The following is a 25,301-nucleotide window of genomic DNA, read 5'->3' on the forward strand; positions in this document are numbered from 1 at the left end:
GCCGTCGGGGGCCCGGTGGCGTGCTCAGACGGCGGAGGCCTCGTCCAGCAGGGCGGTCTGCGCCGGGGTGAGCGCGAGCGTGGCGCCGGCCAGCAGCGGCGGGAGCTGCTCGACGGTGCGGGCGCTGGCGATCGGGGCGGCGACCGTGGGGCGGGCGGCGAGCCAGGCCAGGGCGACGGAGGCGAGCTCGACCCCGTGCTCGGCGGCGACGCCGTCCAGCGCCTCCAGCACCTTGGGACCGCGCGGTTCGGCCAGGTAGCGGGCGGCGCCCTCGGCGCGGGCGCTGTCCACGCCGGGGCCGCCCGGGCGGTACTTGCCGGTCAGGAAGCCCGACGCGAGCGCGTAGTACGGGACGGTGGCCAGTCCGTGCTCGGCGACCACCTCGGCCAGCGGGCCCTCGAAGGTGTCGCGCGAGACCAGGTTGTAGTGCGGCTGGACGGCGACGTACTTCGCCAGGCCCTCGCGCTCGGCGAAGGCCAGCGCCTCGGACAGCCGCTCGGCACCGATGTTGGAGGCGGCGACGGCCCGGACCTTGCCCTCGCGGACCAGCTCGTCCAGCGCGGTGACGAACTCCTCGACCGGGGTGTCGTCGTCCCGGTGGGTGTAGTACAGGTCGATCCGCTCGACGCCGAGGCGGCGCAGCGAGGCCTCGGCCGCCGCCTTGACGGTGGCCGCGCCCAGGCCGCTGGCCTCCGGGTGCATGCCGACCTTGGTGGCGATCACGATGTCGTCGCGGTTGCCGCGGCTGCGCAGCCAGTTGCCGAGGACGGTCTCGGACTCGCCACCGGTGTTGCCCGGTGCCCAGGCCGAGTAGACGTCGGCGGTGTCCACGAAGTTGCCGCCGGCCGCCGCGTAGGCGTCCAGGACGGCGAAGGACTGCTGCTCGTCGGCCGTCCAGCCGAAGACGTTGCCGCCGAGGGCGAGCGGGAAGACGGACAGGTCGGAGGTGCCGAGGCTCACCCGGCTGTGGGTTCCGGTCATGATCGCAGTCAACCCGCTCCCGCGACGGTGCATTCCGTCCGTCGCACGGTGTTCACGAGCCCGTCGCACGGTCGTCGCACACCGGGCGGTGCGCCGCCCGCGAGGGGGTCCGGGCTGTGCCTGAGGTGGGCCGATTCGTTAGAGTCCCTGCCATGGCTGACAACGACTACGACCCCGCCGGCAGCACCCAGATGTTCCGGGCGTTCGTCGACGAGACCCCGGCTCGTCAGGAGCAGGGCACCGTTTCCACCTACGGCCGCAGCGGCGGCGGCAGCCGGACCGGCGTGATCGCGCTGGTCGCCGTCGTCGCCCTGGCCGTGCTCGGCGCCGTCATCTGGCTGGCGGTCAAGTGACCCTCGCGCGGGTGACCCTCGTCCGGGTCACCCGCGCGACGGGAGACGGCGACAACCTCAACAGGGCTTGCGCCAGGCGTTCAGTTCGAGCTTCTTCTGCATCGAACTGAAGCCCAGCGACTTGGCCTTGGCGCAGAACCGGTCCGTGTCGAGCTTGTACTCGACGTGGAAGACCGCCTTGCCCGCCTTGACGAACGGCGCCACGCGGTCGCACTCGTCGAACTGCGAGCACTCCTCGTTGACCGCGAAGTCGAAGTCCGGCAGCAGCGCGGGGATCTGGTCCAGGTCGTTCTTCAGGCCGATGGCCAGGCCGCGCTCGTGCGCGAGCTGGGCCAGCATCCGGTTGTACTTGAGCTGGTCGTCGGGGGTCAGCGGGAAGCCGCTGTTCTGGTTGTAGGCCTCGATGGTGTCCGGCTCGATGGCGTCGAAGCCCTTGCTCTTGCACATGTCGAAGCGGGCGGCCATCAGTGGCTTCAGCTCGTCGAGCTTGCGGATGTCGAACCACTTCTCGCCCTTCCAGCCGGTGTCCGAGCCCTGCAGCGCCTTGGCGAAGGCGGAGGAGTCGGGGCGGAAGTTCTCCCAGGAGCCGGCGTTGATGTAGCAGATCACCTTGCGGCCCTTGGCGTGCAGCGCGGCCACCACCGAGGCGTCGTTCTCGAAGCCGTCGATGTCGTAGACCGGGACGTCCACCGACTGGTCCACGGTGCCGCCGAGCTGCCACTGCCAGGCCAGGCCGGGGGTGGGCTGCCAGCGGGCGCCGGACGGCGGCGGGGCGGTGGTGCCCGGCGGGGTGGTGCCCGGGGGAGTGGTGCCGCCCGGCGTGCCCGGGGCCGTGCTCGTGGCGGGGGCGCTGGGCGAACCGGGGGCGGGCGTGCCGTCCGGGGTGCCCGGGGCGGGGGTGCCGGGGGTGCTCGGGGCGGTGGCCGCGGGCGGGGCGCTGGGAGAGCCGTCGGCCGAGTCGTCGTCGTCCTCCGAACCGGAGCTGCTGCACGAGGTGGCCAGCAGGGCGGTGGCGGTGGCGAGGGCCAGGGCGGCCGGCAGGAGCCGGTTACGGCGGTTCACGGTAGTCGAACTCCGCATCGAGTCAGGTCAGTTCAGCGGCGGTCAGGCCGTACGGCAGGGTGCGCCAGGGGTTCTCCCCGGCCCCGGGTACGGCGCAGCCCACGCCCGCCCGGCGGGCGGCGATCAGGGCGGTGGCGTCCTGGGCGTGTTCGACCGGGACGTCGTAGACCAGGTGGCAGAAGCGGGAGGCCGCGTGCCGGGCGGTCCACAGCGGTTGCGTCATCGAGCGGTAGGTGTCCCAGTCGCCCTCGAAGGTGACCAGCAGGTCGGCGAGGCCGACCTCGGCGTAGCCCGGATCCGGGTGCTCGCCGTGGCCGAAGATCACGGTGCCGCAGCCGGCCGCGCGGGCCGCCGTGGCGAGGCGCCGGTAGTGCGCCAACGCGCCCGGGTGGGTGGTCACCTGGTCGAGGTAGACGCCGGTGATGCCGTGCCGCTGGCGGTACGTCAGGATGTCCGCGACCACGGCCGCGTGGGGCCGGCGGCCGTAGTCGGTGTCGGTGTACCCGACCAGCGGCAGCCCGGCCGAGCGGAGTTCGTCGGCGGCCTCGGCGAAGACGTTGTCCGGGACCTCGCCCGGGCCGTCGGCGAGGTTGAGGACGACGGCGGCGATCCGGTCGGGGTCGGCGGCGGCGACCGCCCGCCAGGCCGCCGGGTCCACCGCGGGGTGGACGTACAGCGGCACCAGCAGGCGGCCGTCGGGGTGCCCGGCGGTCATCGAACCACCGGGGTCGGCGCGGGCTCGGCGGTGCTGAGCCACAGGTCGCGCAGGGTGTCGGCGAGGTCCGTCTCCGGGCGCCAGCCGAGCTCCCGGGCGGCGGCCGAGACGTCGGCCTGCTGCCAGGAGACCGCGGCCGAACGCTCGGAACCCGCCCCGCTCTCGTCGATCCGGCCGGTGAAGCCGGCCGCGGCGACCAGGCCGTCGGCGATCGCCCGGACCTGCTTGGCCTGCCCGGAGGCGAGGTTGAGCACCCGGGGCAGCGGCCGGTCGGCGGTGACGGCCAGGCCGACGGCCCGGGCGACGTCCCGGGCGTCGACGAAGTCACGGTAGGCGGAGAGGTCCCCGACCGTGATCACGCCGTCGGCGCCCTCGGGCGCCACCCTGCGCAGCTCGGCGGCCAGCCGGCCCGGCAGTGAGCCCGCCGGGGCGCCGGGGCCGACCGGGTTGAACACCCGCAGCACCACGGCGTCCAGCGCCGAGCCGGCCACCGCGAGGGAGCCGGCCAGCTTGGTCGCCCCGTACACGCCGACCGGGCGGGCGTCCGCGTCCTCGGGCAGCGAACCGCCCTGGGCGCAGACGCCGTACTCGCCGGCCGAACCGATGTGCACCAGGCGGGCCTTCGGGGCGCCGAGCTGCAGCGCCTCGCAGAGCACCGCCGGGCCGCGGGCGTTCACCTCGGCGAGCTTGACCGCGCTGCCGGCCACCGCGCCGGCGAAGTTGACCACCGCGTCGGGAGCCAGCGCGGCCAGTTCCTCGCCGAGCGGGCCGGCCTGGGCGGTGGCCAGGTCCAGCCGGAGGTCGTGGGTGGGCCGCCGGCCCGCGGTCAGCACGGTGGCACCGGGCAGTGACCGCAGGACGGCGGTGGCGTGACGGCCCAGGAAGCCGTCGCCACCGAGGATCAGGATTCTCACGCGGCCCGTCCGTCGCTCTCGGCGCCCGCGACGACGGGCTCGTCGGCCGTCTCGTCGGAGGCGGTGCGGGCGGCCGGGACCGGGAGCTCCGCGACGCCCGGCAGGACGCCGGTCGACTCGAAGGGCATCAGGACCGGGCGGATGGAGGAGAACTCGGCGTTGGCCCGGTCGTAGTCGTCCGGGCGGCCGATGTCCAGCCAGTAGCCGCCGAACTCGTAGGCGGCCGGCGGGGTCTTGGCGGCGAGCAGGTCCAGCACCAGCTCGTCGAAGCCCAGCGGCAGGCCGGGGGTGTACTTGGCGAGCGCCGAGCGCGAGACGCCGTACACGCCCATCGAGACGCGGTAGTCGATGCTGGGCTTCTCCTGGAAGCCGGTGATCGAGCCGGAGTCGGTGGTCAGCACGCCGAAGTCGATCTTGACCTGGCGGGCGTAGGTGGCGATGGTCAGCGGAGCACCGGACGCCTCGTGGTGCTTGAGCACCCCGGCGAAGTCCAGGTCGGTCAGGATGTCGCCGTTCATCACCAGGAAGTGCTCGGGCAGGCGGTCCTGCATGGTGAGCAGCGGGCCCATGGTGCCGAGCGGGCTGTCCTCGACGGCGTAGCCGACCCGCAGGCCCCACTGGGAGCCGTTGCCGACGTAGGCGCGGATGATGTGACCGAGGTGGCCGATGGCCAGGGTGACGGTCTTGAAGCCCGCGGCGGCGAGCTGTCGCATCACGATCTCCAGGATCGCGTGCTGGTCGCCGATCGGAACGAGCGGCTTGGGAAGCGCGGTGGTGTACGGGCGGAGGCGGACGCCCTTACCGCCGGCCAGGATCACTGCGTGCATGGTTTTTCCCCCACGGAAAGGATGTGCAGGCCACGAACCTTGGTTACCAGGACGAGCATGATCGAGGAGACGTCAGACGTTGTAGATGTCCGTCTTGTAGCGGGCCAGGTTGGCCGGGTCGCGGAAGAACTCGATGGTCTGCTCCAGGCCCTGCTCCAGGCTGAACCGCGGTGCCCAGCCGGTGGCCTCGCGCAGCCGGGTCGCGTCCGCGACCAGGCGCATGACCTCGGAGTTGGTCGGACGGATGCGCTGCTCGTCCTCCTTCACCAGCAGGTCGACGCCCATCAGCTTGCCGACCAGGGTGACCAGGTCGCCGACCGAGATCTCGCCGCCGGTGCCGGCGTTGAAGGTGCGGCCGACCACCGTCTCGGCGGGCGCGGTGCCCACCGTGCGGAAGGCGTTGGCGGTGTCCTTGACGAACGTGAAGTCGCGGGTCGGGCGCAGGTCGCCGAGGGTGATCTCGGTCTGGCCGGCGGCGACCTGGGCGATCACGGTCGGGATGACGGCACGCATCGACTGGCGCGGGCCGAAGGTGTTGAACGGGCGCAGCGTGACGACCGGGGTCTCGAAGCTGGCGTGGTAGCTGTCGGCCAGCCGGTCCCCGCCGGCCTTGGAGGCGGCGTACGGGGACTGGGTGTTGATCGGGTGGTCCTCGGTGATCGGCACGGTCTGCGCGGTGCCGTAGGTCTCGCTGGTGGAGGTGTGCACCAGGCGCGGGATCTCCTGGTGGCGCACCGCCTCCAGCACGTTCAGGGTGCCGGTGACGTTGGTGTCCACGTACGAGTGGGGAGCGCGGTACGAGTACGGGATCGCGATCAGGGCGGCCAGGTGGTAGACCGCCTCGGTGCCCTTGACCAGGCCGTTGACCGAGCCCGGGTCCCGGACGTCGCCCAGGACGATCTCGACCGAGTCCAGCACCTCCTCCGACAGGGTCTCCAGCCACCCGAAGGAGGAGAAGGAGTTGTACTGGACCATCGCGCGGACGTGGTGCCCGTCGGCCACCAGGGTCTCGACGAGGTGGGAGCCGATGAAGCCCTCGGCTCCGGTAACCGCGACGCTGCTCATGCGGGGTTCGCTTTCTCGATCTGCCGGGGCGGCCGGACGCTCTGTGGTGGTCGGCCGCCGTCGGCCTGGGTTGGTGTCTCAGGTGGGGCGGGTACGGCGGTGCACGCAGGTCGCGTGCGGGATCAGCGGTGCTGGGTGGTGCGGCCGAGCGCGGGCCCGGCGATGGCGGTGAGGACGACGGCGGCCGTCCCGCAGCCGATGAGCTGCAGGACGATCGGATCCGCACCGGTCAGCAGCCCGGTGCTCTCGGCACCCGCAGCGGCCAGACAGATGAGGGCGGTGCTCCAGCTGAACCCGAAGGCGTTCAGCAGCAGCGCCAGCCAGAGCGAGCCGCCGAGGAGCAGCATCGCGCCGAGCTGCGGGACGCCGAGCGCGGGGGCGCCGGGCCACAGCACGGTCGCGGCGGCGTCCAGCGCGGCCACGGTGGTGAGGTAGATGAACAGGCAGCCGAGCAGGATCCCGCCGGTGCGGCGGGTGAACTGGCCGGTGGTGTGGCTGGTGCGCAGCGCGGCCACCGCCATCGCCCGGTAGCGGAAGAGCAGCCACTCGGCGAGGCCGAGACTGAGCGTCAGCGCGATCATGGCCGGGCCGGTCGGGGTGGTCTGCGCCCCCGGCACGGGGTGGCCGCCGGTCTGCACGGCCTGGTGGATGGTCGTGCCCAGGCCGGCGATCAGCGTCAGCGCGCCGCAGGCCAGGCCGAACAGCAGGTGCGGCACCTCCTGGCGGAGCGGCAGCTTCAGCGCCACCGAGTCGCGTTCGCCGCCCCGGATGCAGACCAGCAGCTCCCGGACGGCCAGCCCGACCGCCAGCAGCAGCGAGGCGAGCAGCACGACCGTACGGACCGTCTGCGGGACGTCCGCCGCCAGCACCACGCCCGCACCGACCGAGGCCGGGGCCAGCGCGACCAGCAGGAACTTCTCCCGCCCGAGCACCAGCAGCACCGTGGCCGCGGCCAGGTAGCAGGACTGCCCGGCGGCGAAGCACAGCGCCCCGAGCGGCCCGCCCACCACGTACGCGGCGGCGGCCGCGATCAACGCGCCGAGCGGTGCCCCGACGGCCAGGCAGACCGCGGCCTCCCGGCGGCGGAGCCGGCCCAGCCAGCGGTACGAGCGGTGCGCCAGGGCCTGGTTGAAGCCCCAGCTGACCAGCGTGGCGATCGAGAGCGCGAGCATGCCCGAGGGCAGGCCGAAGCGCATCCGGGTGGTCGCGAACAGGTTGGCGCCGAGCAGGTAGCCGAGCCCGGGCAGGGCGAACACCAGGCCGCGCACGACGCAGCGCCAGGGGTCGGCCCGCCAGGGGTTGGCGAACTCGGAGCCCTGGCCGGGGTAGCGGCGCTCGACCTTCTCGAACAGCTCCTCGGCCACGGTGAACGCGTCGGGGCGCCCGTACAGCAGGGCGGCCTGCTCGTCCGAGAGGCCGTCGGACTCCAGGAAGGCCGCGATCTCGTACGGGTGGACGGCGTCGGCGCAGATGTCGTGCAGACGTTCGGCGAGTTCGTCCAGCGGGTCCGCGGAGAGGTCGAGCTGCTCCTCGGGCTCGGGCTCGGGCAGGGCCGGCCGGCGGCGCTTGAGCGGCAGCGTGCGCAGCTGCACCGTCCGCTCGGAGCCGCCCTCGTCCGGAACCAGACGCAGGGGACCGCTCATGCCTCCACCTCGCTGGTTCCGATGGTCCGCTCGTTCACGCGCCCACCTCGCTGGGCTCGGGGCGGGCGGCCAGCGGCTGGTCCCAGTCGGAACTGGGGACCTGGTCGGTGACGGCGACCATGCCGCCGGGCATCCAGCGGGAGGTGCCCAGGAGCTCGGTGTAGATGCCGCGGAAGCCGTCGATGTTCTGGCGGAGCGTGAACTGCTCGATCACCCGCAGCCGGGCGCCCTCGCCGAGCCGGGCGCGCCGTTCGGCGTCGCGCAGCAGCTCGATCGCGGCGGCCGCCATCGGCTCCGGCTCGCGCGGCGGGACGACCAGGCCGGTGTCGCCGACGGCCTCGCGCACGCCGCCGACGTCGGTGGAGACGGTCGCGCGGCCGCAGGACATGGCCTCGATCAGGGTGAACGGGAAGCCCTCGCTGATGCTGGAGAGCATGACCACGTTGCCCGCCGCGTACGCGTCGGTGATGTCGGCGACGCGGCCCTCGAAGGCCACCGAGTCGGCTATGCCGAGCTCGGCGGCCAGGGCTATGCAGCGGTCCCGGTACGCCTCGCCGCCCTTCGGCGTGCCCCCGAAGAGCCGCAGCCGCGCCTCGGGGATCTCGCGCTGGACGATGGCGAAGGCCCGGATCAGCGTCTCCAGGTCCTTGATCGGGTCGACCCGGCCGGCCCAGCTGAGGGTCGGGGTCTCGGGTTCGGGGCCGGCCGGCGGGAAGGCCGCCGGGTCCACCCCGTTGTAGACGGTGCGGATGTGCGCGGACGGTGTGCCGCCGCGCTCCTCCCAGCGCCGGTTGTAGCGGTTGCCGGGGGTGACCAGCGCGGCCACCCGGTAGCTCTCCTCGGCCAGCATCCGGTAGAAGCCGAGCAGCAGCGCCTTGACCGGCCAGCGGTACGGGCCGGTGCGGTAGCCGAGGTAGCGCTCGCGCAGGTAGATGCCGTGCTCGGTGAGCAGGAACGGTACGCCGTACTGCTGGGCGGCGATCAGCCCGGGCAGGGTGGCGAGGCCGCCGCTGGCCGCGTGCGCGACGCCGTCCTTCGGCGGCTCGACCGAGAGCGGCCGCAGGGCGTGCTCCAGCAGGTCGGTCGCGTTCAGGGCGTCGTGCAGCGTGGGCCGCGATACGGCGGTGGGCAGGTAGTCCCGGGTCCACACGTGCTGGAGGGTGCGGAGCGCGCGCTCGCTGCGCAGCGCGGGGCTGAGCAGCCCGCGCCGGGCGAGGTCGGCGAAGCCGTACAGCTCCGTGCCGAAGTGCGTGGTGTAGACCGGGTCGAGGATGGAGTGCAGGAAGCGCTCGTACGCGTTGAGGAAGCGCCGCATCTCCTTGCCGCGGGGCGGGGCGGCCTCGGAGGCCGGGCCCCACAGTGGAGCGGTCGTGACCGACTTGACGTTGGCGGGCAGCTCCCAGGCCAGGGCTTCGTGGCCGGTTCCGGTGACGGCGATGACGTCGAAGTCGACGTCCGGCATGCCTTGAACGAGCTGGTCGCACCAGACACTCACGCCGCCGTGCTGGTGCGGATACGTCCCCTCGGTGAGCAGGGTGACGCGCATTCCTGTCCCCCCTCCTGTTCTTGCGTCGGTTCCGGCCTGGGTGGCCGGAACGGGAGCCGTGGCGGGGCCGGGCCGGTTGCCCGGTCCGGCCCCGCCAGCGGGTCGTACGGGTTACCGGCTGCCGGAGCGTCCGGTGGTGCTGCTCGGCGTGGCCGTCCCCCCGGAGGCCTTGCCGTTCTTCGCCGCGGCCTTGCCGCTGGTGCCGGCGACGACACCCTTGCCGGGCACCGTGGTTCCGCTGCCGGGGACCAGGGACGCGGCGGGCTTGCGCGTGGTGTCGCTCGGGCCCACCGGGACCGGGGTGGCGACGCCCTGCGGGACGACCTTCTTGTCCGCCGGCGCCGGGGCCGGGACGGACTGGGCCGCGACGCTCGGCGCGACGGCGGCCGGAGCGGCCGGAGCCGACGGCAGCTGCAGGGTGACGCCGCTCTGCAGGGCGCCCGGGGACACCCAGCCCGACAGCGTACCGGCGTAGGCCGAACCGAAGGCGGTCGACCCGATGGCCAGCTTCTGAGAGGTTCCGGTCGGCATGGTGGCCTGGACCTGAACACCGGCCGGCGCGTTGACCGTCACGGTGTTGCCGACCCGGTAGGCGGTGACCTTGCCGGCGGCGACGGCCGCGTTCCAGGCCGCGCGCTTCTGGAACTCCTGGCCGATCTCCCGCTCGCCGAGGTTCACGATCGGGGCGTTGTCGGCGTGCAGCGAGCGGTAGGTGCCGAGGATCTTCTCCAGCACCGGGTAGAGGATCTTGTCCTCGGACAGGTTCGACTGGTGGATGAAGTGCGGGCGCGGGTCGTTGCTCAGCACGTGGCCGAGGTCGATCCGGGCCTCCAGCGGCACGATGTACGACTGGTAGCCGGTGTTGACGTCCAGCGGCGCCGGCAGGCAGGTCGAGTTGGCGTTGTTCTCGCAGACGCCGCTGCCGCCGTTGGCCGCGCTGGTGTAGATCCAGTTGTACTCGTCGGTCTCCTCCTTCGCCGTGCCGGCGTTGTAGAAGACGTTCATCGGGTACCGCGGCACGGTCAGCGTGGACGAGCCGACGGCCCGCTGGGCGGGCTCGCGGGAGGCGTCGCTGCCCGTGAACTTGATGCCGTTGGCGGCCAGCGCCGGCGCCAGGTACGGGTTGTCGCTGGTCTCCTGCGGGGCGGTCAGCAGGCCGGAGTGCTCACCGGTGACCAGGACCTGCGGGTCGACGTTCAGCCCGTTGGCCTTCGCCCAGTCGAAGTTGTTCTTGATCTGGGTGGAGATGGTGTTCTGGTCGACCCAGACGGTGTTGCCCGCGGCGTCCTTGCTGCACTTCCACGGCACCACCGAGACGTCCTGGACGCAGCCCAGGTACGGGTGGGTGTAGGTGTGGTTGACCCAGCGGTAGCTCGTCTGGTCGGCGATCATCTGGCTCGCCGTGGGGTCCGTGGTGACCGAGTGGTCGGCCTTCCAGTCCTCGCTGCCGCCACCGTTGAACACCATGTCCAGGGTGAAGTTGTTGGCGGCCTGCCACTGCTTCGCGTACTGCGCGTCGGCCTGGGTCATCCGGATCGGGTTGGCGGTGTCCGGGGTGCCGGGCGGGCAGGTGACGTCACCGGGGGTGCACTTCAGCACGGTGTCCCAGCGGTCGTCGGCCAGGAAGACGTCGTCCACGTGCGCCGCGAAGTAGTTGCGGTCGTAGCCGAGGTGGACGCCCTGGGTGATCCAGTCGACCATGCCGCGGGCCAGCAGGCGGTACTGCTGCTGGTACTGGTTGTAGACGAACGTGACGACCAGCTCCTTGCGGCCGTCGTGGGTGTACTCGCCGACCAGCGAGCCGCGGGAGGTGGTGCCGGGTATCTGGGCGTCGACCAGGGGCGTGAACGAGGCGCCGGCCGGGAGGGAGGCGAGCGGGGTCGCCAGGTAGCCGTAGCTCTCGCTGACACTCGGGTCGTTGTCCTCGAACGGGACGCTGCCCTTGAGGTACCCGAACGGACCCGAAGTTCCGGCCGGGGTGGTGGCACCCTGGAATCCGTCGAGAGTGCCGACGAAACCGGGATTCTGGGCGTAGTTCAGCCCCACCGCGGGACTGGCCCACGTGTACGCGTCGATCTGGCGGACGTTGAAAGCGGCTTCGTAGCTCGCGATGGCCGACATCTCGGCGGCGCTGTTGGGGAAGGGGTTTTCGTTGGGCAGCACGATGCCCTGGAACTTCCCGCGGGGCTGGCCGTTCACCGTGTCACTCAGGAAAGCCGAGTTGATGACGGGACGGTTGGGGTCATTGAGGCTGATGACCTTGTACGGCGTGCCCTGGCTCTTCAGCTCGGCGGTGATGGCCGCGACCGAGGGTCCGCCGTCGTCGACGACCAGGATGGTGAGGTCGATCCTGGGCGGCGTCGTGTCGCCAAAGGCCAGGGTGGACTGCAGGCCGCTGGCCAGCAGAACTGCCGCCGCACACGCGGCGACTCTTCGGGTCGCTCGACCCATGGTGATCCTCCCCTTGAGGCAGGCGCCGCGCTGCTCGGCGCTCGCCTGCCCGTGTAGCTGTTCGCGGGCAGCAGGCTGCCCGGGGCCCATCCTGGTCGAGGGTCGGCCGTGCGAGGGACCAAATGGGCGAGAGTGCAGCGAACCTGTTACCAACGTTCATGGCGATGCCATGAAGGCGCTGATTGTGACCGGAACTGGACCGGTGGCGCAAATAATGAATTGAAAATGAAAAATCGAACGCTGAGCGCTACAGGCGGTTACCGACGGTGTGGCTCGGTGGGGCGGGCGGGACACCTACACTGTCGTCGTTGCGCATGACACTCTCGCACATCTTGCCGGTCCATCGGGCAGGTTCATGCAATATCGGGCACCGCTGTGCCATGTGACAGTCCGAATATGCAATGGAGGCCCCGCGTGGCTGATCGGCACACCGAGTCCGGGACTTTCGGGAGTGCACGGAAATCGGTGCGAGAACCGGGCGGAACGGAGCTGGTCGGACGCAGTCTCGGCCTGCGGGGTGCGGTCAACGCCCGTGATCTGGGCGGGTACCGCGCCGTCGACGGGCGGATCGTGCGGCCCGGAGTGGCCCTGCGCAGCGATGGCCTGAACCATGTCACCGCCGAAGACCTGGGCCCGCTGGGCGAGTTGGGCCTGCGCCGGGTGGTGGACCTGCGCAGCATGGACGAGGTCCGCGACACCGGCCACGACCGGCTGCCCGGCGGTGTGGCCCTGCATCATCTCCCGCTGCTGGCAACGGACTTCGACATATATCTGACGATCAGGGGCGCCCTGTCCGACCCCAGTCCGCAGCGGCAGCGCGAGCTGCTCGGCGAGGGCCGGGCGAGCGCCATGATGACCGGGCTCTACCGCTGGTTCGTCACCGATCCGCGGGCCCGCGAGCGCTTCGCCGGCCTGCTGCGCCTGCTGGCCGCCCCGGACGGGCCGCCGCTGCTGTTCCACTGCTCGGCCGGCAAGGACCGCACCGGCTGGGCGGCCGCGCTCCTGCTGACCGCGCTCGGGGTGGACCGGGAGACCGTCCTCGCCGACTACCTGCTGACCAACGAGCGCTCCGCCCCGGTCGTCGAGCGGGTGCTGGGCGACTTCGCGGCCCGCGGCCTGATGAGCGAGCCCGAGCTGCTCCTGCCGGTCTTCCGGGCCGACCGCGGCTACCTGGACGCGGCCTTCGCGGAGGTCGAGGCCGGCTGGGGCGGCTTCGACCCGTTCTGGCGGGAGGGGCTCGGGCTGGACGACGACGTGCTGGCCGGGCTGCGCGTCAACCTGCTGGACGGCAGCGGCGGCTGACCGGGCGGTTCAGCCCTCGCTGATCAGGCCCTCGCGGAGCTGGGTGAGCGTCCGGGTGAGCAGCCGGGAGACGTGCATCTGCGAGATCCCGATCTCCTCGCCGATCTGCGACTGGGTGAGGTTGCCGAAGAACCGCAGCATGATGATCCGGCGCTCGCGCGGCGGCAGCTTGGCCAGCAGCGGCTTCAGGGACTCCCGGTACTCGACGCCCTCCAGCGCGAGGTCCTCGTAGCCCAGCCGGTCGGCCAGCGGCCCGTCGCTGTCCTCCTCGCCGGAGCCGGAGTCGAGCGAGCTGGCGGTGTAGGCGTTGCCCACCGCGAGGCCCTCGACCACGTCCTCCTCGCTGACCCCCAGGCAGGTGGCCAGCTCGGCGACGGTGGGGGAGCGGTCCAGCCGCTGGGCCAGCTCGTCACCGGCCTTGGTGAGCGCCAGCCGCAGCTCCTGGAGCCGCCGCGGCACCCGGACCGACCAGCTGGTGTCCCGGAAGAAGCGCTTGATCTCGCCGACCACGGTGGGCATCGCGAAGGTGGGGAACTCCACCCCGCGCTCCGGGTCGAAGCGGTCGATCGCCTTGATCAGGCCGATGGTGCCGACCTGGACGATGTCCTCCATCGGCTCGTTGCGGCTGCGGAAGCGCGCCGAGGCGTACCGGACCAGCGGCAGGTTGAGCTCGATCAGGGTGTCGCGGACGTAGGTGTGCTCCTCGCTGCCGGGCTCCAGGACGGCCAGCCGGAGGAACAGCGAGCGGGAGAGCGTCCGGGTGTCCAGGGCGGAGCCGGGCGGCGTCGGGGGCGCCGCGTCGGGGACGGCCGGTTCGACCGGCGCGACCCGCTGCCGCGGGACCAGGGCCTCGGCGACGGCAGTGCCGGTGGCCTGACCAGCGTGGATCTCCGCAGTGCCCAGCTCTCCGGACATGCGCCCACCCCCTCGTGACTGACATCTGAACGGGGGCCGCCGCGCGGAGGTTCCCGGCGGGGCCCTCCCCCTCCATACCGGAACACGGTCCACGGCAAACCCGAACGTCGCAAGATGTCACGCGGGGGTAACGCGCTGCAATCTCACTCTTCCCAGGAGTTGCCGGTCCGAAGCCGGGTGAGGATCCGCGAGAGCAGCCGCGAGACGTGCATCTGGGACATCCCCAGCTCGGTGCTGATCTGGGACTGGGTCAGGTTGGCGAAGAACCGCAGCATCACGATCCGGCGCTCCCGCTCGGGGAGCTGGACCAGCAGATGGCGGACCATGTCGCGGTGCTCGACCTCGGCCAGCGCGGAGTCCTCGTAGCCGAGCCGGTCGAGCAGGGCGAGCCCGCCCTCGTGCTCCTGCGCGGCCTCCAGGGACGCCGCGTTGTAGGCCCGCCCGGCGTCCAGGCAGGCCCGGACGTCCTCCTCGGGGATCCGCAGGCTGGCGGCGATCTCGGGCACCTTGGGCGCCCGCCCGTGCAGCACCGTCAGTTCCTCCATGGCGCCGCTGACCTGGACCCACAGCTCCTGGAGCCGGCGCGGGACGTGCATGGTGCGGACGTTGTCCCGGAAGTAGCGCTTGATCTCGCCCAGGATGGTCGGCAGCGCGTAGGTGGGGAACTGGACGCCGCGGGTGGGGTCGAAGCGGTCGATCGCGTTGATCAGGCCGATGGTGCCGACCTGGACGACGTCCTCCATCGGCTCGCTGCGGCTGCGGAACCGGGTGGCCGCGTAGCGGACCAGCGGGATGTTCACCTCGATCAGGGCGGCCCGGACCCGCTCCCGCTCGGGGGCGTCCGGGGGCAGTTCGGCGAGCCGCTCGAACAGCACCCGGGTCAGCGTCCGGACGTCCACGGCGGGGCGGCCGCCGGGGCCGCGCAGCCCGTCCGGGCGGAGCTCGCCGGCCGGGCTGATGATCGCCGCCAAGACCTCGTCCACGGACACGTCACCCCTCCCAAAGTCGACAACGGCGGGCCCTGCGGATCGGGTGTCGCGGCTGGTTGGTCACCTCGCCATGTCCGGCAAAACCGGTCATAGCATCACAAGGTGGGCGCAGGTCGGGCAAGCACCCGGTGGAGGTGTGTTGGTGGGGTGTTCGACCTTCGCCGGGCCCGTCGGTGAGGCGTGGCAAGGATCGTTCCCGGACGGAGCAAGGCGCCCCGTCCGGAGGCCGGACGGGGCGCCGCGGTCCGTCCGGGGGAAGGCCCGGGACGGGTGCCGGCCGTGCTGCGGCCGGACGGGGGATCAGACCTCGACGTCGGCGATCACCCAGGTCGCGAACTCGCGCCACTGGCCGGCCGCGGCCTGGTGGGCCGGGTGGGTCAGGTAGGCCTGCAGGGCGTCGCGGTCCTCGACCAGGCTGTTGATCGCGTAGTCGTACGCGATGTCGCGGTCGGTGGTGTTCCAGCCGCACTCCCACTCGCGCAGCTCGGGGATGACCGAGCCGAGCTCGGAGAACGCCTTGGCGCCGGCGAGCGCGCGCTCGTCGTCCTTGCTGACGCCTTCGTTGAGCTTGAACAGGACCAGGTGCCGGATCACGATTGCCGCTCCTCGCGGACGGGGGTAGAGGGTCGCGCCCACCGTAGCCGGTGCCGAGGTGCGGGTGAACGGCCCGTCCGCCACCCGGGCAACGGGCGGTCGGGCCGGGCCGGCTACTTGATCAGTCCGGTCATGAAGGTGCCGACCGCCTTGGCCGCGTTCGAGATGCCCTCGAAGCCCAGCTGGACCAGCTCGGCGGACCGGGCCGGCGAGGTGATGATCGAGTAGAGCACGAAGATGAGCAGGAGGATCATGCCGATCTTCTTCGCCTGCGCCATCGGGTGGCCTTCCTCCCAGCTGTGGGCCGCCGTCATCCGGTCCCCGAGCGGCCTGCAGGGGGCAGCTTATCCACCCGGACGGGCTATCAAGTGTGCGACGCGTTCGGCCGGCGGGACGAAGGTCCCCGCGAGTGGGGCCTTTCTCCGGGTGCCCGGTCGGGAGCCGGACGGCAGGATGGACGACGTACCGAGGATCTGGCAGGAATCCCCGGTGCGTGGATCCGGAGCTCCCCGCTGTGGGACCGGTCGCCGCGGCTTCCCCCCGACGCGGTGCCGGTTGTGGGACTCCGCCGGGGGAGCGGTCAGTCCCCCCGAGCCGCTCCCCCGCCCAGGCTCCGTACGGGCCGGGCCCGGTGGTCATCGGCCCGGTGTGCGGAGCCCTTTCCGCGTCCGAGGGTGCGCGGAAACGCCGAGGGCCCGTCCGGATCGGACGGGCCCTCGGGCTTTCTGGCGGTAGCGGTGGGATTCGAACCCACGGTGGAGTTGCCCCCACACACGCTTTCGAGGCGTGCTCCTTTGGCCGCTCGGACACGCTACCGAGGGGAACTCTACCGGACGGGTGGCGCGGTCACGAAATCCGTATCGGGATGGCCGTCGGGCAGGGGTCAGCGGTGGGTGTCGAAGAACGCCCGCAGCTGCTCGCCGCACTCGTCGGCGAGGACGCCCCAGATCACCTCGGGGCGGTGGTTGAGCCGGCGGTCGCGCATCACGTCGAAGAGCGAGCCGGCCGCGCCGGCCTTCTCGTCGAGGGCGCCGTAGACCACCCGGTCGATCCGGGAGAGCACGATGGCGCCGGCGCACATCGTGCACGGCTCCAGCGTGACGACCAGCGTGCAGCCGGAGAGCCGCCACTCCCCGGTCTTCTCCGCCGCCTGCCGGATCGCCACCACCTCGGCGTGCGCGGTCGGGTCCCCGACCGCCTCGCGCTCGTTGTGGCCGCGCCCGATCACCTCGCCGTCCGGGCCCAGGACGAGCGCCCCGACCGGGACGTCACCGGTGGCCGGCGCCAGGGCGGCCTCGGCCATGGCGAGGCGCATCGGCGCCGCCCAGCGGTCGCGGACCGGGTCGGGGCGGACGGGGGCGGGCAGCGGGGGGACGTACGGGACGGTCTGCACGGTGGATGCGGGCTGCATGGCATCCAGTGTCGGGCATCCGCCCGCTACCGGACCGCCTCCAGGACCTCGCCGCAGCCCAGGGCCTCGGCGATCTCCTCCAGGGCGTCGCCCGGTACCGCGCCCTCGCCGCTGAGGGCGAGCAGCTCGTCGGAGGGCAGGCCGAACTCGGTGAGCAGGTGGGAGTCGCCGAGCGGGCCGACCGGGACTCCGCCGCGCGGCTCGGCGTCCTCGTCCTCCTGGTCCTGCGTCTCCGCCTCCTCGTCCAGCAGGTGGTCCAGGTCGCCGAACTCGCTCTCGCCGGCCTGATCGACCAGCTCGTCGGTGAGGACGGAGCCGTAGGAGCTGCGGGCGGCGGCGGCGCCGTCGGACACGAAGATCCGCGGGTCGTCCTCACCGTCCACGCGGACGATGGCGAACCAGGAGTCCTCCTGTTCGATGAAGATCAGGACGCTGTCGTCGTCCTGCGCGGAGTCGCGGGCCAGGTCGGCCAGGTCGGCCAGGGTTTCGACGTCGTCGAGCTCCGTCTCGCTCACGTCCCACCCGTCCTCGGAGCGAGCAAGCACTGCAGCGAAGTACGCCACCAGGGACACTCCCAAGATCATCGGTCTCGGCTGTGGCGCGCTCGGGCAACGCGGAAATCTGGCCGCCCCCGCGCCAGAGGCGGTCCGCTGTTCGGACCGTCCCATCGGAATCGTGACAGAAAGGCAGCGCTTGCGGGGGGTGTTCTGCAGCGCGTCTTTGCAGGTCGTGTCAGAAGGACCGGGTGGCGGAGGGCGGAGCCGCGCCGGGGCGGTCCGAAGCCGGTCGAAATTTGTTCCGGAGGCCCGGCGGGGCCGCCGGAGAGCCCGGTCGCAGGCCCGTCAGATCCGGAAGGTTCGCATCCGCATCGCTTCGCGCATCCGCCGTTCCTTGGTCCGGCGGGGCTGCACCCGCTCCCGGAGCTCGCGGGCCTCGGTGAGCTCGCGCAGGAAGACGGCCCGCCGCTTGCGGCGCTCCGCCTCCGTCTCCGGGTGGTCGTCCGGCGGGCCCGCCCCGCCGACGGGCTCGTCCGCCGAGCCGCCCCCGGCCTTCGGGTTGCTCGTCATAAGACGTGACATTCCCAGAACGGCCCGGTTGATACCACAGGAGACGCTTCCGTCCTGACATTCGCCCTGCGTCACGGCGTGTCACGGAGTGGTCACCCGCTCCGGCGTCCGGGTCGGGCACGGCGTGTCGTACAGGCGTCCAGACCCGGGCTAACCTCGGTACATGCGTCTCCACGTCGTCGACCACCCCCTGGTCGCCCACAAGCTCTCCACCCTGCGCGACGAGCGCACCGACTCGCCGACCTTCCGTCGCCTGACCGACGAGCTGGTGACCCTCCTCGCCTACGAGGCCACCCGGGACGTCCGTACCGAGGAGGTGGAGATCACCACGCCCGTGGCGGTCACGCTCGGTACCCGGCTCAGCTACCCGCGCCCGCTGGTCGTGCCGATCCTGCGGGCCGGTCTCGGCATGCTGGACGGGATGACCCGCCTGCTGCCGACCGCCGAGGTCGGCTTCCTCGGCATGGTCCGCAACGAGGAGACCCTCGAGGCCTCCACCTACGCGACCCGGATGCCGGACGACCTCTCCGGCCGCCAGGTCTACGTGCTCGACCCGATGCTGGCCACCGGCGGCACCCTGGTCGCCGCGATCAGGATGCTGATCGAGCGCGGAGCCACCGACGTCACCGCCGTGGTGCTGCTGGCCGCCCCCGAGGGCGTCGAGGTGATGCAGCGGGAGCTGGCGGACCTGCCGGTCACCGTGGTCACCGCCGCCCTGGACGAGCGGCTCAACGAGAACGGCTACATCGTCCCCGGCCTCGGCGACGCGGGCGACCGGCTGTACGGCACCGCGGGCTGATCCCGGACCGGTAGAACGACGAGGGCCCTCCGGCAGCGCGCCGGAGGGCCCTCGTCGTGCGTGCCGGGCGTCAGCAGCTGCCCGTGGTGGTCGGGGTGGGGGAGGGCTTGGTGGCCAGGGCGAGGGCGGCGGCCGCCTGGGTCTCGTCCAGCAGGGCGTTGTAGCTGTCGCCGATCACGAAGTCCACGCTGGCGTCGGTGCGGGCGTCGGCGGTGACGGCGGCCCCGGCGATCTGCGAGCCGACCAGGGTGCCGGCCCCGGCGCCGGCCGGGCCGGCGATCACCTGGGCGGTGCCGGGCACCTTCTTGTCCAGCTCGGCCGGGGCGTTGCCGACCTTGCCGATGGTGAAGCCGCGCTTCTTGAACTCCTCGGCCGTCCGCCCGGCCAGACCGGCCTTGGTGGTGGCGTTGTAGATGTTCACCGTGACGGCGGCGGGCTGCGGGACGGCGTGCGGGTCGCCCTGGCCGGCGGGTGCCCCGGAGGCGGCGGGGGACCCCGGGGTGGCGCCCGGGGTCGGGGCGGCCAGCGGCTTGCCGGAGGCGGTCGCGCAGGCCTGGGCGGAGGAGTTCTTGTTCCGGCCCGTGAAGATGTCGTACAGCTGCAGACCGCCGAGGGCGATCAGGGCCAGGGCGAGCAGACCGGCGAGTGCGGCGATCACCTTGCGGCTCTTCTTGGGGGGCCGGCCCAGCCGCGGGTAGGAGTTGCCGGTGACGCGGTACTGCTTCCCCTTGAGGCCTTGGGGAGTCAACATGCTCATGGTTTGTCTCCCCCTCGTACCGGGGCGGGGTCGGGATGACGGATCGGCCGGGTGCGGGCATCCCCCGGTGCGGGCGGATCCCCTGGTCGCGGCCGTAGTCAGCAGCGTAGTGCCGGACTGCCGTGAAGGTACTAAACGATCATCATCTGGAGTACCCCGGTACCCGAAAGGGGGTACGGGGGTACGCGCGGACCGCCCTCCGCCCGGAGGCGAGGGGGCGGTCCGGAAGCCTGTGGGTCGGTGCGACGAGCCCGGCGCCGGCGGCCCGTCACTCCATTTCGAGGACGCGGGCGTGCAGCACCTGGCGCTGCTGCAGCGCGGCCCGTACGGCCCGGTGCAGCCCGTCCTCCAGGTAGAGGTCGCCGTGCCACTTCACCACGTGGGCGAAGAGGTCCCCGTAGAAGGTCGAGTCCTCGGCCAGCAGGGTTTCGAGGTCGAGTTGGCCCTTGGTGGTCACCAGCTGGTCGAGCCGCACCGGACGCGGGGCGACGTCAGCCCACTGTCGGGTGCTCGTCCGGCCGTGATCCGGGTACGGCCGCCCATTGCCGATGCGCTTGAAGATCACACGGAAAGCCTACCGTTTGGGCGGCGAATGGCGCAGCAGCCGCGACGGCGCCACGCGCGGCGGTGTGAACTGCGGGTGGACGAATGCGGCTGTTTGATGGGAAATGTCGCGAACATCGCTCCGGGACCGATCGGCTTCCGGTGCCGATGTCGACGCGTTCCGTCGCGTTCCGATGCGTTCCGATCCGCCCAGGAGTGTGCACCGATGTCCAGCGCCCCCACACCGCAGACCGTCCGGGAGATCGCCGAGGGGTACGCCTTCACCGGGCCCGCCCTCGACCTCGGTGCGGTGCTGCTGGACGGCACGGCCTACCCGGACGCCCAGGTGCGCATCCCGCTGGGCGTGCTCAACCGGCACGGACTGGTCGCCGGGGCCACCGGCACCGGCAAGACCAAGACCCTCCAGCTGATCGCCGAACAGCTCTCCGCGCAGGGCGTGCCGGTGTTCCTGGCCGACATCAAGGGGGACGTCTCCGGGGTCGCCGCGCCCGGCACTCCGAGCGAGCGCACCAGCGCCCGGGCCGCCGAGGTCGGGCAGCAGTGGACGGCGCGGGGCTGCCCGGCCGAGTTCTACTCGCTCGGCGGGCAGGGCACGGGCATCCCGATCCGGGCCACCGTCACCAGCTTCGGGCCGCTGCTGCTGGCCAAGGTGCTCGACCTGAACGAGACCCAGGAGTCCTCGCTCAGCCTGGTGTTCCACTACGCCGACGGCAAGGGCCTGGAGCTCTACGACCTCAAGGACCTGACCGCGGTGATCGCCTTCCTCGCCTCGCCCGAGGGCAAGGAGGAGCTGAAGACGATCGGCGGCCTCTCGGCGGCCACCGCCGGGGTGATCCTGCGCGCGCTCACCGTGCTGGAGACCGAGGGCGCCGGGGCGTTCTTCGGCGAGCCCGAGTTCGACACCGCCGAACTGCTGCGGACCACGCCGGAGGACAGGGGCGTGGTCTCGGTGCTGGAGCTGCCCGCGGTGCAGGACCGGCCGCGGCTGTTCTCCACCTTCCTGATGTGGCTGCTCGCCGACCTGTACCAGGAGCTGCCCGAGGTGGGCGACCTCGACAAGCCCAAGCTGGTGTTCTTCTTCGACGAGGCGCACCTGCTGTTCAAGGGCGCCTCCAAGGCCTTCCTGGAGGCGATCACCCAGACCGTGCGGCTGATCCGCTCGAAGGGCATCGGGATCTTCTTCGTGACCCAGACGCCGCGGGACGTCCCGTCCGACGTGCTGGCGCAGCTGGGCAACCGGGTGCAGCACGCGCTGCGCGCCTTCACCCCGGACGACGCCAAGGCGCTCAAGGCCACCGTCTCGACCTTCCCGCGCTCCTCGTACGACCTCGGCACGGTGCTGACCTCGCTCGGCACCGGCGAGGCGGTGGTGACCGTCCTCTCCGAGAAGGGCGCGCCGACACCGGTCGCGGCGACCAGGCTGCGGGCGCCGCAGTCGCTGATGGGCCCGATCGAGGCGGGGGCGCTACGGGCGGCCGTGGACGCCTCGCCGCTGACGGCGCGCTACCGGGACGCGATCGACCGGGAGTCGGCGTACGAGAAGCTGGCGGCGCGGGCGCCCCGGCCGGAGGCGGCGCCGACCGGGCCGGGCCCGGAACCGGTGGGGGAGCCGGACCGGGAGCGGGCGGCGGAGCCCGCCGGGGGGCGGCGGGAGTCCCGCGCGGCGGAGAAGGAGGGGGTGGGCGGGTTGCTCGGGTCGCTGCTCGGCAATCCGACGGTGAAGTCCTTCGCGCGCTCGGCCGGGCGGCAGCTCGGGCAGGAGATCTCGCGCAGCCTGTTCGGGACGTCCAAGCGGCGGCGGTGAGTCCCCGGCCGACGGGCAGGCGGGTCCCCCGGCCGACCGGGCTCAGCCGGAGAGGGCGGCGCCGATCCGGTCCAGGGAGGACAGCCGCATCAGCCCGTAGTGGTAGAACTCGACCTCGGGGACGCCGAGTTCGCGCAGGACGGCGATCTTGGCGGCGAGGTTCTCCGGGCCGTCGCAGTCGGAGGACATCGGGCGCAGGATCACCGCGAGGTCCCGGGGGTGGACGCCGTGCAGGGCGAAGGCGGCGACCTTCTCCCGGACCGCCTCCGGGGTCCTGGCGTAGCCGAGCGTCTCGATCCGGTCGGCGGCCTTCGCCAGGGCGGGCAGGTCGATCCCGGCGAGCCAGCCCCGGCCGGGGCCGCCGCCGTCCATGAAGGTCAGCCGCATGCCGTGCCGACGGGCCTGCTCGGACAGGTCCGCGGCCAGCGCGGTGACGGTGGCCGCGGAGGCGTCCACGTACGCGGCGAAGGCGCCGTCGGCGAGGGCGCTCAGGTCGGCGGGCTCGGCGGCGGCGGACTCGTCGGCCAGCCGGCGGCGCAGCTCGGCCCGGACGGCCTCGGCGGCCTCCTCGGCCGGCACTCCTGCGGCGGTGGCGGCGGCGCGGCAGTGCGGGCAGAAGCAGACCCCGAGCAGGGCCTCGGCGGTCGGGCCCAGCTCCTCGAAGAAGCGCTCGTGGTGGTAGCCGTGGCGCAGGCCGTGGAAGTGCAGCGACTCGGCGCGGATCGCGTCCACGCCGTAGCGGGCCAGTTCGGCGACCAGGGTCAGCGCGTACGCGCGGACCTCCGGGTGGGCCGGGCAGAGCTCGGTGAGGTGGCGGTCGCCGAAGGCGTTGGCGGGGGCGCAGTCGGGGTGGACGAAGCCGAGCCGGTCGTTGTGGCAGAAGACCGTCCAGGCGTGCAGCTTCAGGCCGCGGCGGCGGGCCTCCCCGGCGGCCTCGGCGAAGGGGTCGCGCTCGCCGATGGCGGTCGACGGCACGGGCGCCAGGCGGCGGCCCCGCCAGGCGGCCGGGTCGGGGCGGAAGTACGCGGCGCCCGGCTCCAGGTAGCGGATCACCCGGCGGGGGTTGTGCGGGAAGACGTCGCGGGCCTCGTGGTAGACCGAGGCCAGGGTGACGCCGCCGACCCCGGCGCGGTCGGTGAGGTTGCCGAAGAAGGTGTCGGCGCCCTCGTCGAGCAGGTCGGTGGCGAAGGCGAGGACGGACGACTCCACGGTGCGGCTCCGGGGCTGGGGGCGGGGGCGCACCTCACGCTAGCCGCAGGGGTGGGGTTGGTCTAGACCTGACAGGGCGTGCTGCTCGCTCGGCGAGCGGCGCTCACCCGGCGAGCGGCGCTCACAGGCCCAGGTCGTCGAGCTCCTTGAGCAGGGCGGACCGGGAGTCGGCCGGGGTACCGGGCTTCGCGGCGGGCGCGGAGGCGGGATCCGGCCGCGCCGCCCGGTGCCGGTCACGGAGCAGGACGGCGGCGGCCAGTCCGCCGACCAGACCGCCCAGGTGGCCCAGCCAGCTGACGCCCTGGGTGACCGGCAGCACGCCGATCAGGAGGGTCGAGTAGACCGCGGCGACGGCGATGCCGACCACCGCGTCCAGCACCTTGCGGTCGAGCACCCCGCGCAGCACCACGTAGCCGAGGTAGCCGTAGACCATGCCGCTCGCGCCGGCCGTCACCGTGTTCGGCCGCTCCAGGAGCCAGACCGTCAGCCCGCCGGACACCGCGATCACCAGGCTGGCCAGCAGGAACCTGCGCATGCCGCGGAAGGCGGCCAGGAAGCCGAGCACGAACAGCGGCCAGGAGTTCGCCTCGATGTGGTCCCAACTGAAATGCAGGAAGGGCGAGGTGAACATCTCGGGCAGGTCCCCGAGCTGCTGCGAGCGCAGACCGAACTCGCGCGACAGCCCGTAGTCGTCCAGCCAGTTCACCACCTGGACCGACCAGATGACGGCCTGGAGGCCGAGCATGGCGAACAGCGCGGCGCGGGAGTCGGAGAGCAGACGGGTCATCCTGGTGGCCATGCCCCGACTGTAGGCGCCGCCGGATCGGACGTGCACCCCATTACAGTGACCGGTGTCATTCCGATCGCGAGAGGTGACCATCCATGAGCAAGCGTCCGCCGCTGCCGTACGAGTTCCTGCCGCAGGTCCCGTCCTTCCCGCTGAGCAGCCAGGACATCACCGAAGGCGGCACGCTGGACCGGGAGTTCATCCACGGCGGCGGCAACCTCTCGCCGCAGCTGGCCTGGTCGGGCCTGCCGGAGGGCACCAAGGGCGTCGCTGTGACCTGCTACGACCCGGACGCGCCCACCGGCTCCGGCTGGTGGCACTGGCTCGCCCTCAACCTGCCCGCCGACACCGTCGAACTGCCGCGCGGCGCGGGCTCCTCGGACGACAGCCTGCCGGGCGCGGCCTCCTTCCACGGGCGCAACGACTTCCCGGGCAACAAGTACGACGGTGCCGCCCCGCCGCCCGGCGCCCCGCACCGCTACGTCTTCGCCGTGCACGCCCTGGACGTGGAGAAGCTGGACGTCACCCCGGACACCCCGCCGGCCCAGGTCGGTTTCCACCTCACCTTCCACACCCTCGGTCGGGCGCTGCTGACCGCGGAGTACGGGGTCTGAGTCCGATGCCGGTGTCCGACCGTCCGGTCGAGGTCTGGCGGCTGCCCGAGGAGGAGCGGCGGGCGGGCCGCCGGGCCGCGGCCTGGACGGTCGGGCCGGCCGGGGAGCCGGCCGTCCTGCTGGTGCCGGAGGAGCACCTGACGCCGGCCGGGTCGTGGCGGCTGGTGAAGCCGCCCTACGACGGCGAGGTGGTCGTGCCGGCGGCGCGGGGGGAGTGGCGGGTGCCGCTGTCCGGCGTCGAGGTCGGGCCGGACCACCTGGCGCTGCTGCCGGGCGGCCGGGTGCTGCTGACCGAGGGCCGGGCCGAGCAGGTCGGCGCGGACTGGGTGCCCAACGCCGCGGTGTACGGGCCGGACGGGACGCCGGACCGGGTGCTCGGCCTCGGTGACGACATCCGGGCGCTGGTCACCGACCGGGGCGGCCGGATCTGGATGGCCTACGGGGACGAGGGCATCTACGGCGACCACCCGATCTCCGCGGCGGGGCTGCGGGGCGTCGACACCCGGGGCAGGGTGGTGTGGACCCCCGAGCAGAAGAAGCTGCCCGACTACCCGCTGGAGGGGCTGGCCGCGGCGACCGAGGGACCGTACGCCTGGCTGGCCTGGTACCCGAGCTCCTCGGGCAGCTACCTCACCCGGATCGATCCGGCCGACGGCTCCTCCACCACGGTGCCCTGCCCGGTGCGAGTGCCCCTCGGGTTCGCGGTCCGGGGCAGGGAGGCGGTCTTCCTCGACCGGGGAGGCGAGTTGACCTGGTACCTGCTGGTCGGCAAGGAGTGGAAGCGGACCGGGCGGCGCGGGCTCGACCGGTCCGGCCCCGACCTGCCCGGTGAGCTCGACCGGCGGCGGGCCCACGGCCGGGACGGGGCGCTGTGGTTCCGCCGCGGCGACGGCTGGTACCGGGTGGAGGCCTAGGGCCTCTCGTTGGGAGAG

General features: G+C 72.7%; 25 protein-coding genes, 1 tRNA gene and 1 pseudogene. 6 read left to right on the plus strand and 21 right to left on the minus strand.

All coding sequences use genetic code 11. The features are described 5' to 3' along the window. Positions 1-24: 24 nt before the first annotated feature. Positions 25-981, minus strand: a complete 957-nt coding sequence (locus tag ACIRD3_RS23905) for an aldo/keto reductase (RefSeq protein ID WP_402220082.1) — start codon at positions 979-981, stop codon at positions 25-27. Between the two features lie 152 nt (positions 982-1,133). Here ACIRD3_RS23905 and ACIRD3_RS23910 point away from each other — a divergent pair, with 152 nt between their 5' ends. Further along, positions 1,134-1,334, plus strand: coding sequence for a hypothetical protein (locus ACIRD3_RS23910; RefSeq protein WP_402220084.1), 201 nt, complete (start codon positions 1,134-1,136; stop codon positions 1,332-1,334). Between the two features lie 57 nt (positions 1,335-1,391). On the opposite strand, the gene ACIRD3_RS23915 is transcribed toward ACIRD3_RS23910, so the two are convergent. The 8 genes and pseudogenes from ACIRD3_RS23915 to ACIRD3_RS23950 form a co-directional block, all read right to left on the minus strand. After that, positions 1,392-2,396 carry an endo alpha-1,4 polygalactosaminidase gene (locus ACIRD3_RS23915; protein WP_402220087.1) on the minus strand — a complete coding sequence of 335 codons (1,005 nt, stop codon included), beginning with the start codon at positions 2,394-2,396 and terminating at the stop codon, positions 1,392-1,394. A gap of 22 nt (positions 2,397-2,418) precedes the next feature. Next, positions 2,419-3,111: a spherulation-specific family 4 protein gene (locus tag ACIRD3_RS23920; RefSeq protein ID WP_402220090.1), complete on the minus strand. Its 693-nt coding sequence runs from the start codon at positions 3,109-3,111 to the stop codon at positions 2,419-2,421. Further along, on the minus strand, positions 3,108-4,025 hold the full coding sequence (locus tag ACIRD3_RS23925; protein ID WP_402220093.1) for an NAD-dependent epimerase/dehydratase family protein: 918 nt from the start codon (positions 4,023-4,025) through the stop codon (positions 3,108-3,110). The genes ACIRD3_RS23920 and ACIRD3_RS23925 overlap by 4 nt, the downstream gene beginning before the upstream one ends. 125 nt (positions 4,026-4,150) lie before the next feature. After that, positions 4,151-4,852 (minus strand): annotated as a pseudogene (locus ACIRD3_RS23930) (NDP-sugar synthase); the annotation flags it as partial. A gap of 72 nt (positions 4,853-4,924) precedes the next feature. Next, entirely contained in the window at positions 4,925-5,917 is a 993-nt protein-coding gene (locus ACIRD3_RS23935; protein ID WP_402220096.1) for an SDR family NAD(P)-dependent oxidoreductase, read from the minus strand. Between the two features lie 122 nt (positions 5,918-6,039). Beyond that, positions 6,040-7,560 (minus strand): hypothetical protein, encoded by a 1,521-nt coding sequence (locus ACIRD3_RS23940; protein WP_402220099.1) that lies wholly within the window; start codon positions 7,558-7,560, stop codon positions 6,040-6,042. A 34-nt stretch (positions 7,561-7,594) separates the two neighbouring features. Then, positions 7,595-9,106 (minus strand): GT4 family glycosyltransferase PelF, encoded by a 1,512-nt coding sequence (gene pelF / locus ACIRD3_RS23945; RefSeq protein ID WP_402220102.1) that lies wholly within the window; start codon positions 9,104-9,106, stop codon positions 7,595-7,597. 111 nt (positions 9,107-9,217) lie between these two features. After that, positions 9,218-11,557 carry a hypothetical protein gene (locus ACIRD3_RS23950; RefSeq protein WP_402220104.1) on the minus strand — a complete coding sequence of 780 codons (2,340 nt, stop codon included), beginning with the start codon at positions 11,555-11,557 and terminating at the stop codon, positions 9,218-9,220. 465 nt (positions 11,558-12,022) lie between these two features. On the opposite strand from ACIRD3_RS23950, the gene ACIRD3_RS23955 reads away from it, so the two are divergent. After that, entirely contained in the window at positions 12,023-12,859 is an 837-nt protein-coding gene (locus ACIRD3_RS23955; RefSeq protein ID WP_402220107.1) for a tyrosine-protein phosphatase, read from the plus strand. A gap of 9 nt (positions 12,860-12,868) precedes the next feature. Here the strand turns inward: ACIRD3_RS23955 and ACIRD3_RS23960 are convergent, their stop codons facing one another. The 8 genes from ACIRD3_RS23960 to ACIRD3_RS23995 form a co-directional block, all read right to left on the minus strand. Beyond that, entirely contained in the window at positions 12,869-13,774 is a 906-nt protein-coding gene (locus ACIRD3_RS23960) for an RNA polymerase sigma factor SigF (protein WP_402220109.1), read from the minus strand. Positions 13,775-13,917: 143 nt separating this feature from the next. Then, complete coding sequence (locus tag ACIRD3_RS23965) at positions 13,918-14,757, minus strand: RNA polymerase sigma factor SigF (protein ID WP_402220112.1); 840 nt, start codon at positions 14,755-14,757, stop codon at positions 13,918-13,920. 306 nt (positions 14,758-15,063) lie between these two features. Continuing rightward, positions 15,064-15,357 carry a Dabb family protein gene (locus ACIRD3_RS23970; RefSeq protein ID WP_402220114.1) on the minus strand — a complete coding sequence of 98 codons (294 nt, stop codon included), beginning with the start codon at positions 15,355-15,357 and terminating at the stop codon, positions 15,064-15,066. 113 nt (positions 15,358-15,470) lie between these two features. Then, positions 15,471-15,635, minus strand: a complete 165-nt coding sequence (locus tag ACIRD3_RS23975; RefSeq protein WP_387613602.1) for a hypothetical protein — start codon at positions 15,633-15,635, stop codon at positions 15,471-15,473. A gap of 448 nt (positions 15,636-16,083) precedes the next feature. Beyond that, positions 16,084-16,173, minus strand: a tRNA-Ser gene (locus ACIRD3_RS23980). A 67-nt stretch (positions 16,174-16,240) separates the two neighbouring features. Then, the gene (gene tadA / locus ACIRD3_RS23985; protein ID WP_402220116.1) at positions 16,241-16,768 is read right to left on the minus strand and encodes a tRNA adenosine(34) deaminase TadA; all 528 of its coding nucleotides are present in this window, start codon (positions 16,766-16,768) and stop codon (positions 16,241-16,243) included. Between the two features lie 26 nt (positions 16,769-16,794). Next, on the minus strand, positions 16,795-17,352 hold the full coding sequence (locus ACIRD3_RS23990) for a tRNA adenosine deaminase-associated protein (protein ID WP_402220119.1): 558 nt from the start codon (positions 17,350-17,352) through the stop codon (positions 16,795-16,797). 258 nt (positions 17,353-17,610) lie between these two features. Continuing rightward, on the minus strand, positions 17,611-17,835 hold the full coding sequence (locus tag ACIRD3_RS23995; protein WP_402220122.1) for a hypothetical protein: 225 nt from the start codon (positions 17,833-17,835) through the stop codon (positions 17,611-17,613). A gap of 163 nt (positions 17,836-17,998) precedes the next feature. On the opposite strand from ACIRD3_RS23995, the gene upp reads away from it, so the two are divergent. Then, on the plus strand, positions 17,999-18,634 hold the full coding sequence (upp, locus tag ACIRD3_RS24000) for a uracil phosphoribosyltransferase (protein ID WP_402220125.1): 636 nt from the start codon (positions 17,999-18,001) through the stop codon (positions 18,632-18,634). 70 nt (positions 18,635-18,704) lie between these two features. Here upp and ACIRD3_RS24005 read toward each other — a convergent pair whose 3' ends face one another. Beyond that, positions 18,705-19,391 carry a LytR C-terminal domain-containing protein gene (locus ACIRD3_RS24005; RefSeq protein ID WP_402220128.1) on the minus strand — a complete coding sequence of 229 codons (687 nt, stop codon included), beginning with the start codon at positions 19,389-19,391 and terminating at the stop codon, positions 18,705-18,707. Positions 19,392-19,659: 268 nt separating this feature from the next. Beyond that, a complete protein-coding gene (locus tag ACIRD3_RS24010) occupies positions 19,660-19,956 on the minus strand; it encodes a type II toxin-antitoxin system VapB family antitoxin (protein ID WP_030061387.1) in 297 nt (98 codons plus the stop codon). 204 nt (positions 19,957-20,160) lie between these two features. On the opposite strand from ACIRD3_RS24010, the gene ACIRD3_RS24015 reads away from it, so the two are divergent. Further along, positions 20,161-21,759 (plus strand): helicase HerA-like domain-containing protein, encoded by a 1,599-nt coding sequence (locus ACIRD3_RS24015; protein WP_402220131.1) that lies wholly within the window; start codon positions 20,161-20,163, stop codon positions 21,757-21,759. 42 nt (positions 21,760-21,801) lie between these two features. Here ACIRD3_RS24015 and ACIRD3_RS24020 read toward each other — a convergent pair whose 3' ends face one another. Together ACIRD3_RS24020 and ACIRD3_RS24025 are read right to left on the minus strand one after the other, a co-directional pair. Then, positions 21,802-22,968: a hypothetical protein gene (locus ACIRD3_RS24020; RefSeq protein ID WP_402220133.1), complete on the minus strand. Its 1,167-nt coding sequence runs from the start codon at positions 22,966-22,968 to the stop codon at positions 21,802-21,804. Positions 22,969-23,089: 121 nt separating this feature from the next. Then, positions 23,090-23,767, minus strand: coding sequence for a rhomboid family intramembrane serine protease (locus tag ACIRD3_RS24025; RefSeq protein WP_402220135.1), 678 nt, complete (start codon positions 23,765-23,767; stop codon positions 23,090-23,092). Between the two features lie 83 nt (positions 23,768-23,850). On the opposite strand from ACIRD3_RS24025, the gene ACIRD3_RS24030 reads away from it, so the two are divergent. Both ACIRD3_RS24030 and ACIRD3_RS24035 read left to right on the plus strand, forming a co-directional pair. Beyond that, positions 23,851-24,369 carry a YbhB/YbcL family Raf kinase inhibitor-like protein gene (locus ACIRD3_RS24030; protein ID WP_402220137.1) on the plus strand — a complete coding sequence of 173 codons (519 nt, stop codon included), beginning with the start codon at positions 23,851-23,853 and terminating at the stop codon, positions 24,367-24,369. A gap of 11 nt (positions 24,370-24,380) precedes the next feature. Then, complete coding sequence (locus ACIRD3_RS24035; RefSeq protein WP_402220139.1) at positions 24,381-25,283, plus strand: hypothetical protein; 903 nt, start codon at positions 24,381-24,383, stop codon at positions 25,281-25,283. Positions 25,284-25,301 lie beyond the last annotated feature (18 nt).

This window comes from Kitasatospora sp. NPDC093550 (assembly GCF_044764985.1).
Lineage (GTDB): Bacteria > Actinomycetota > Actinomycetes > Streptomycetales > Streptomycetaceae > Kitasatospora.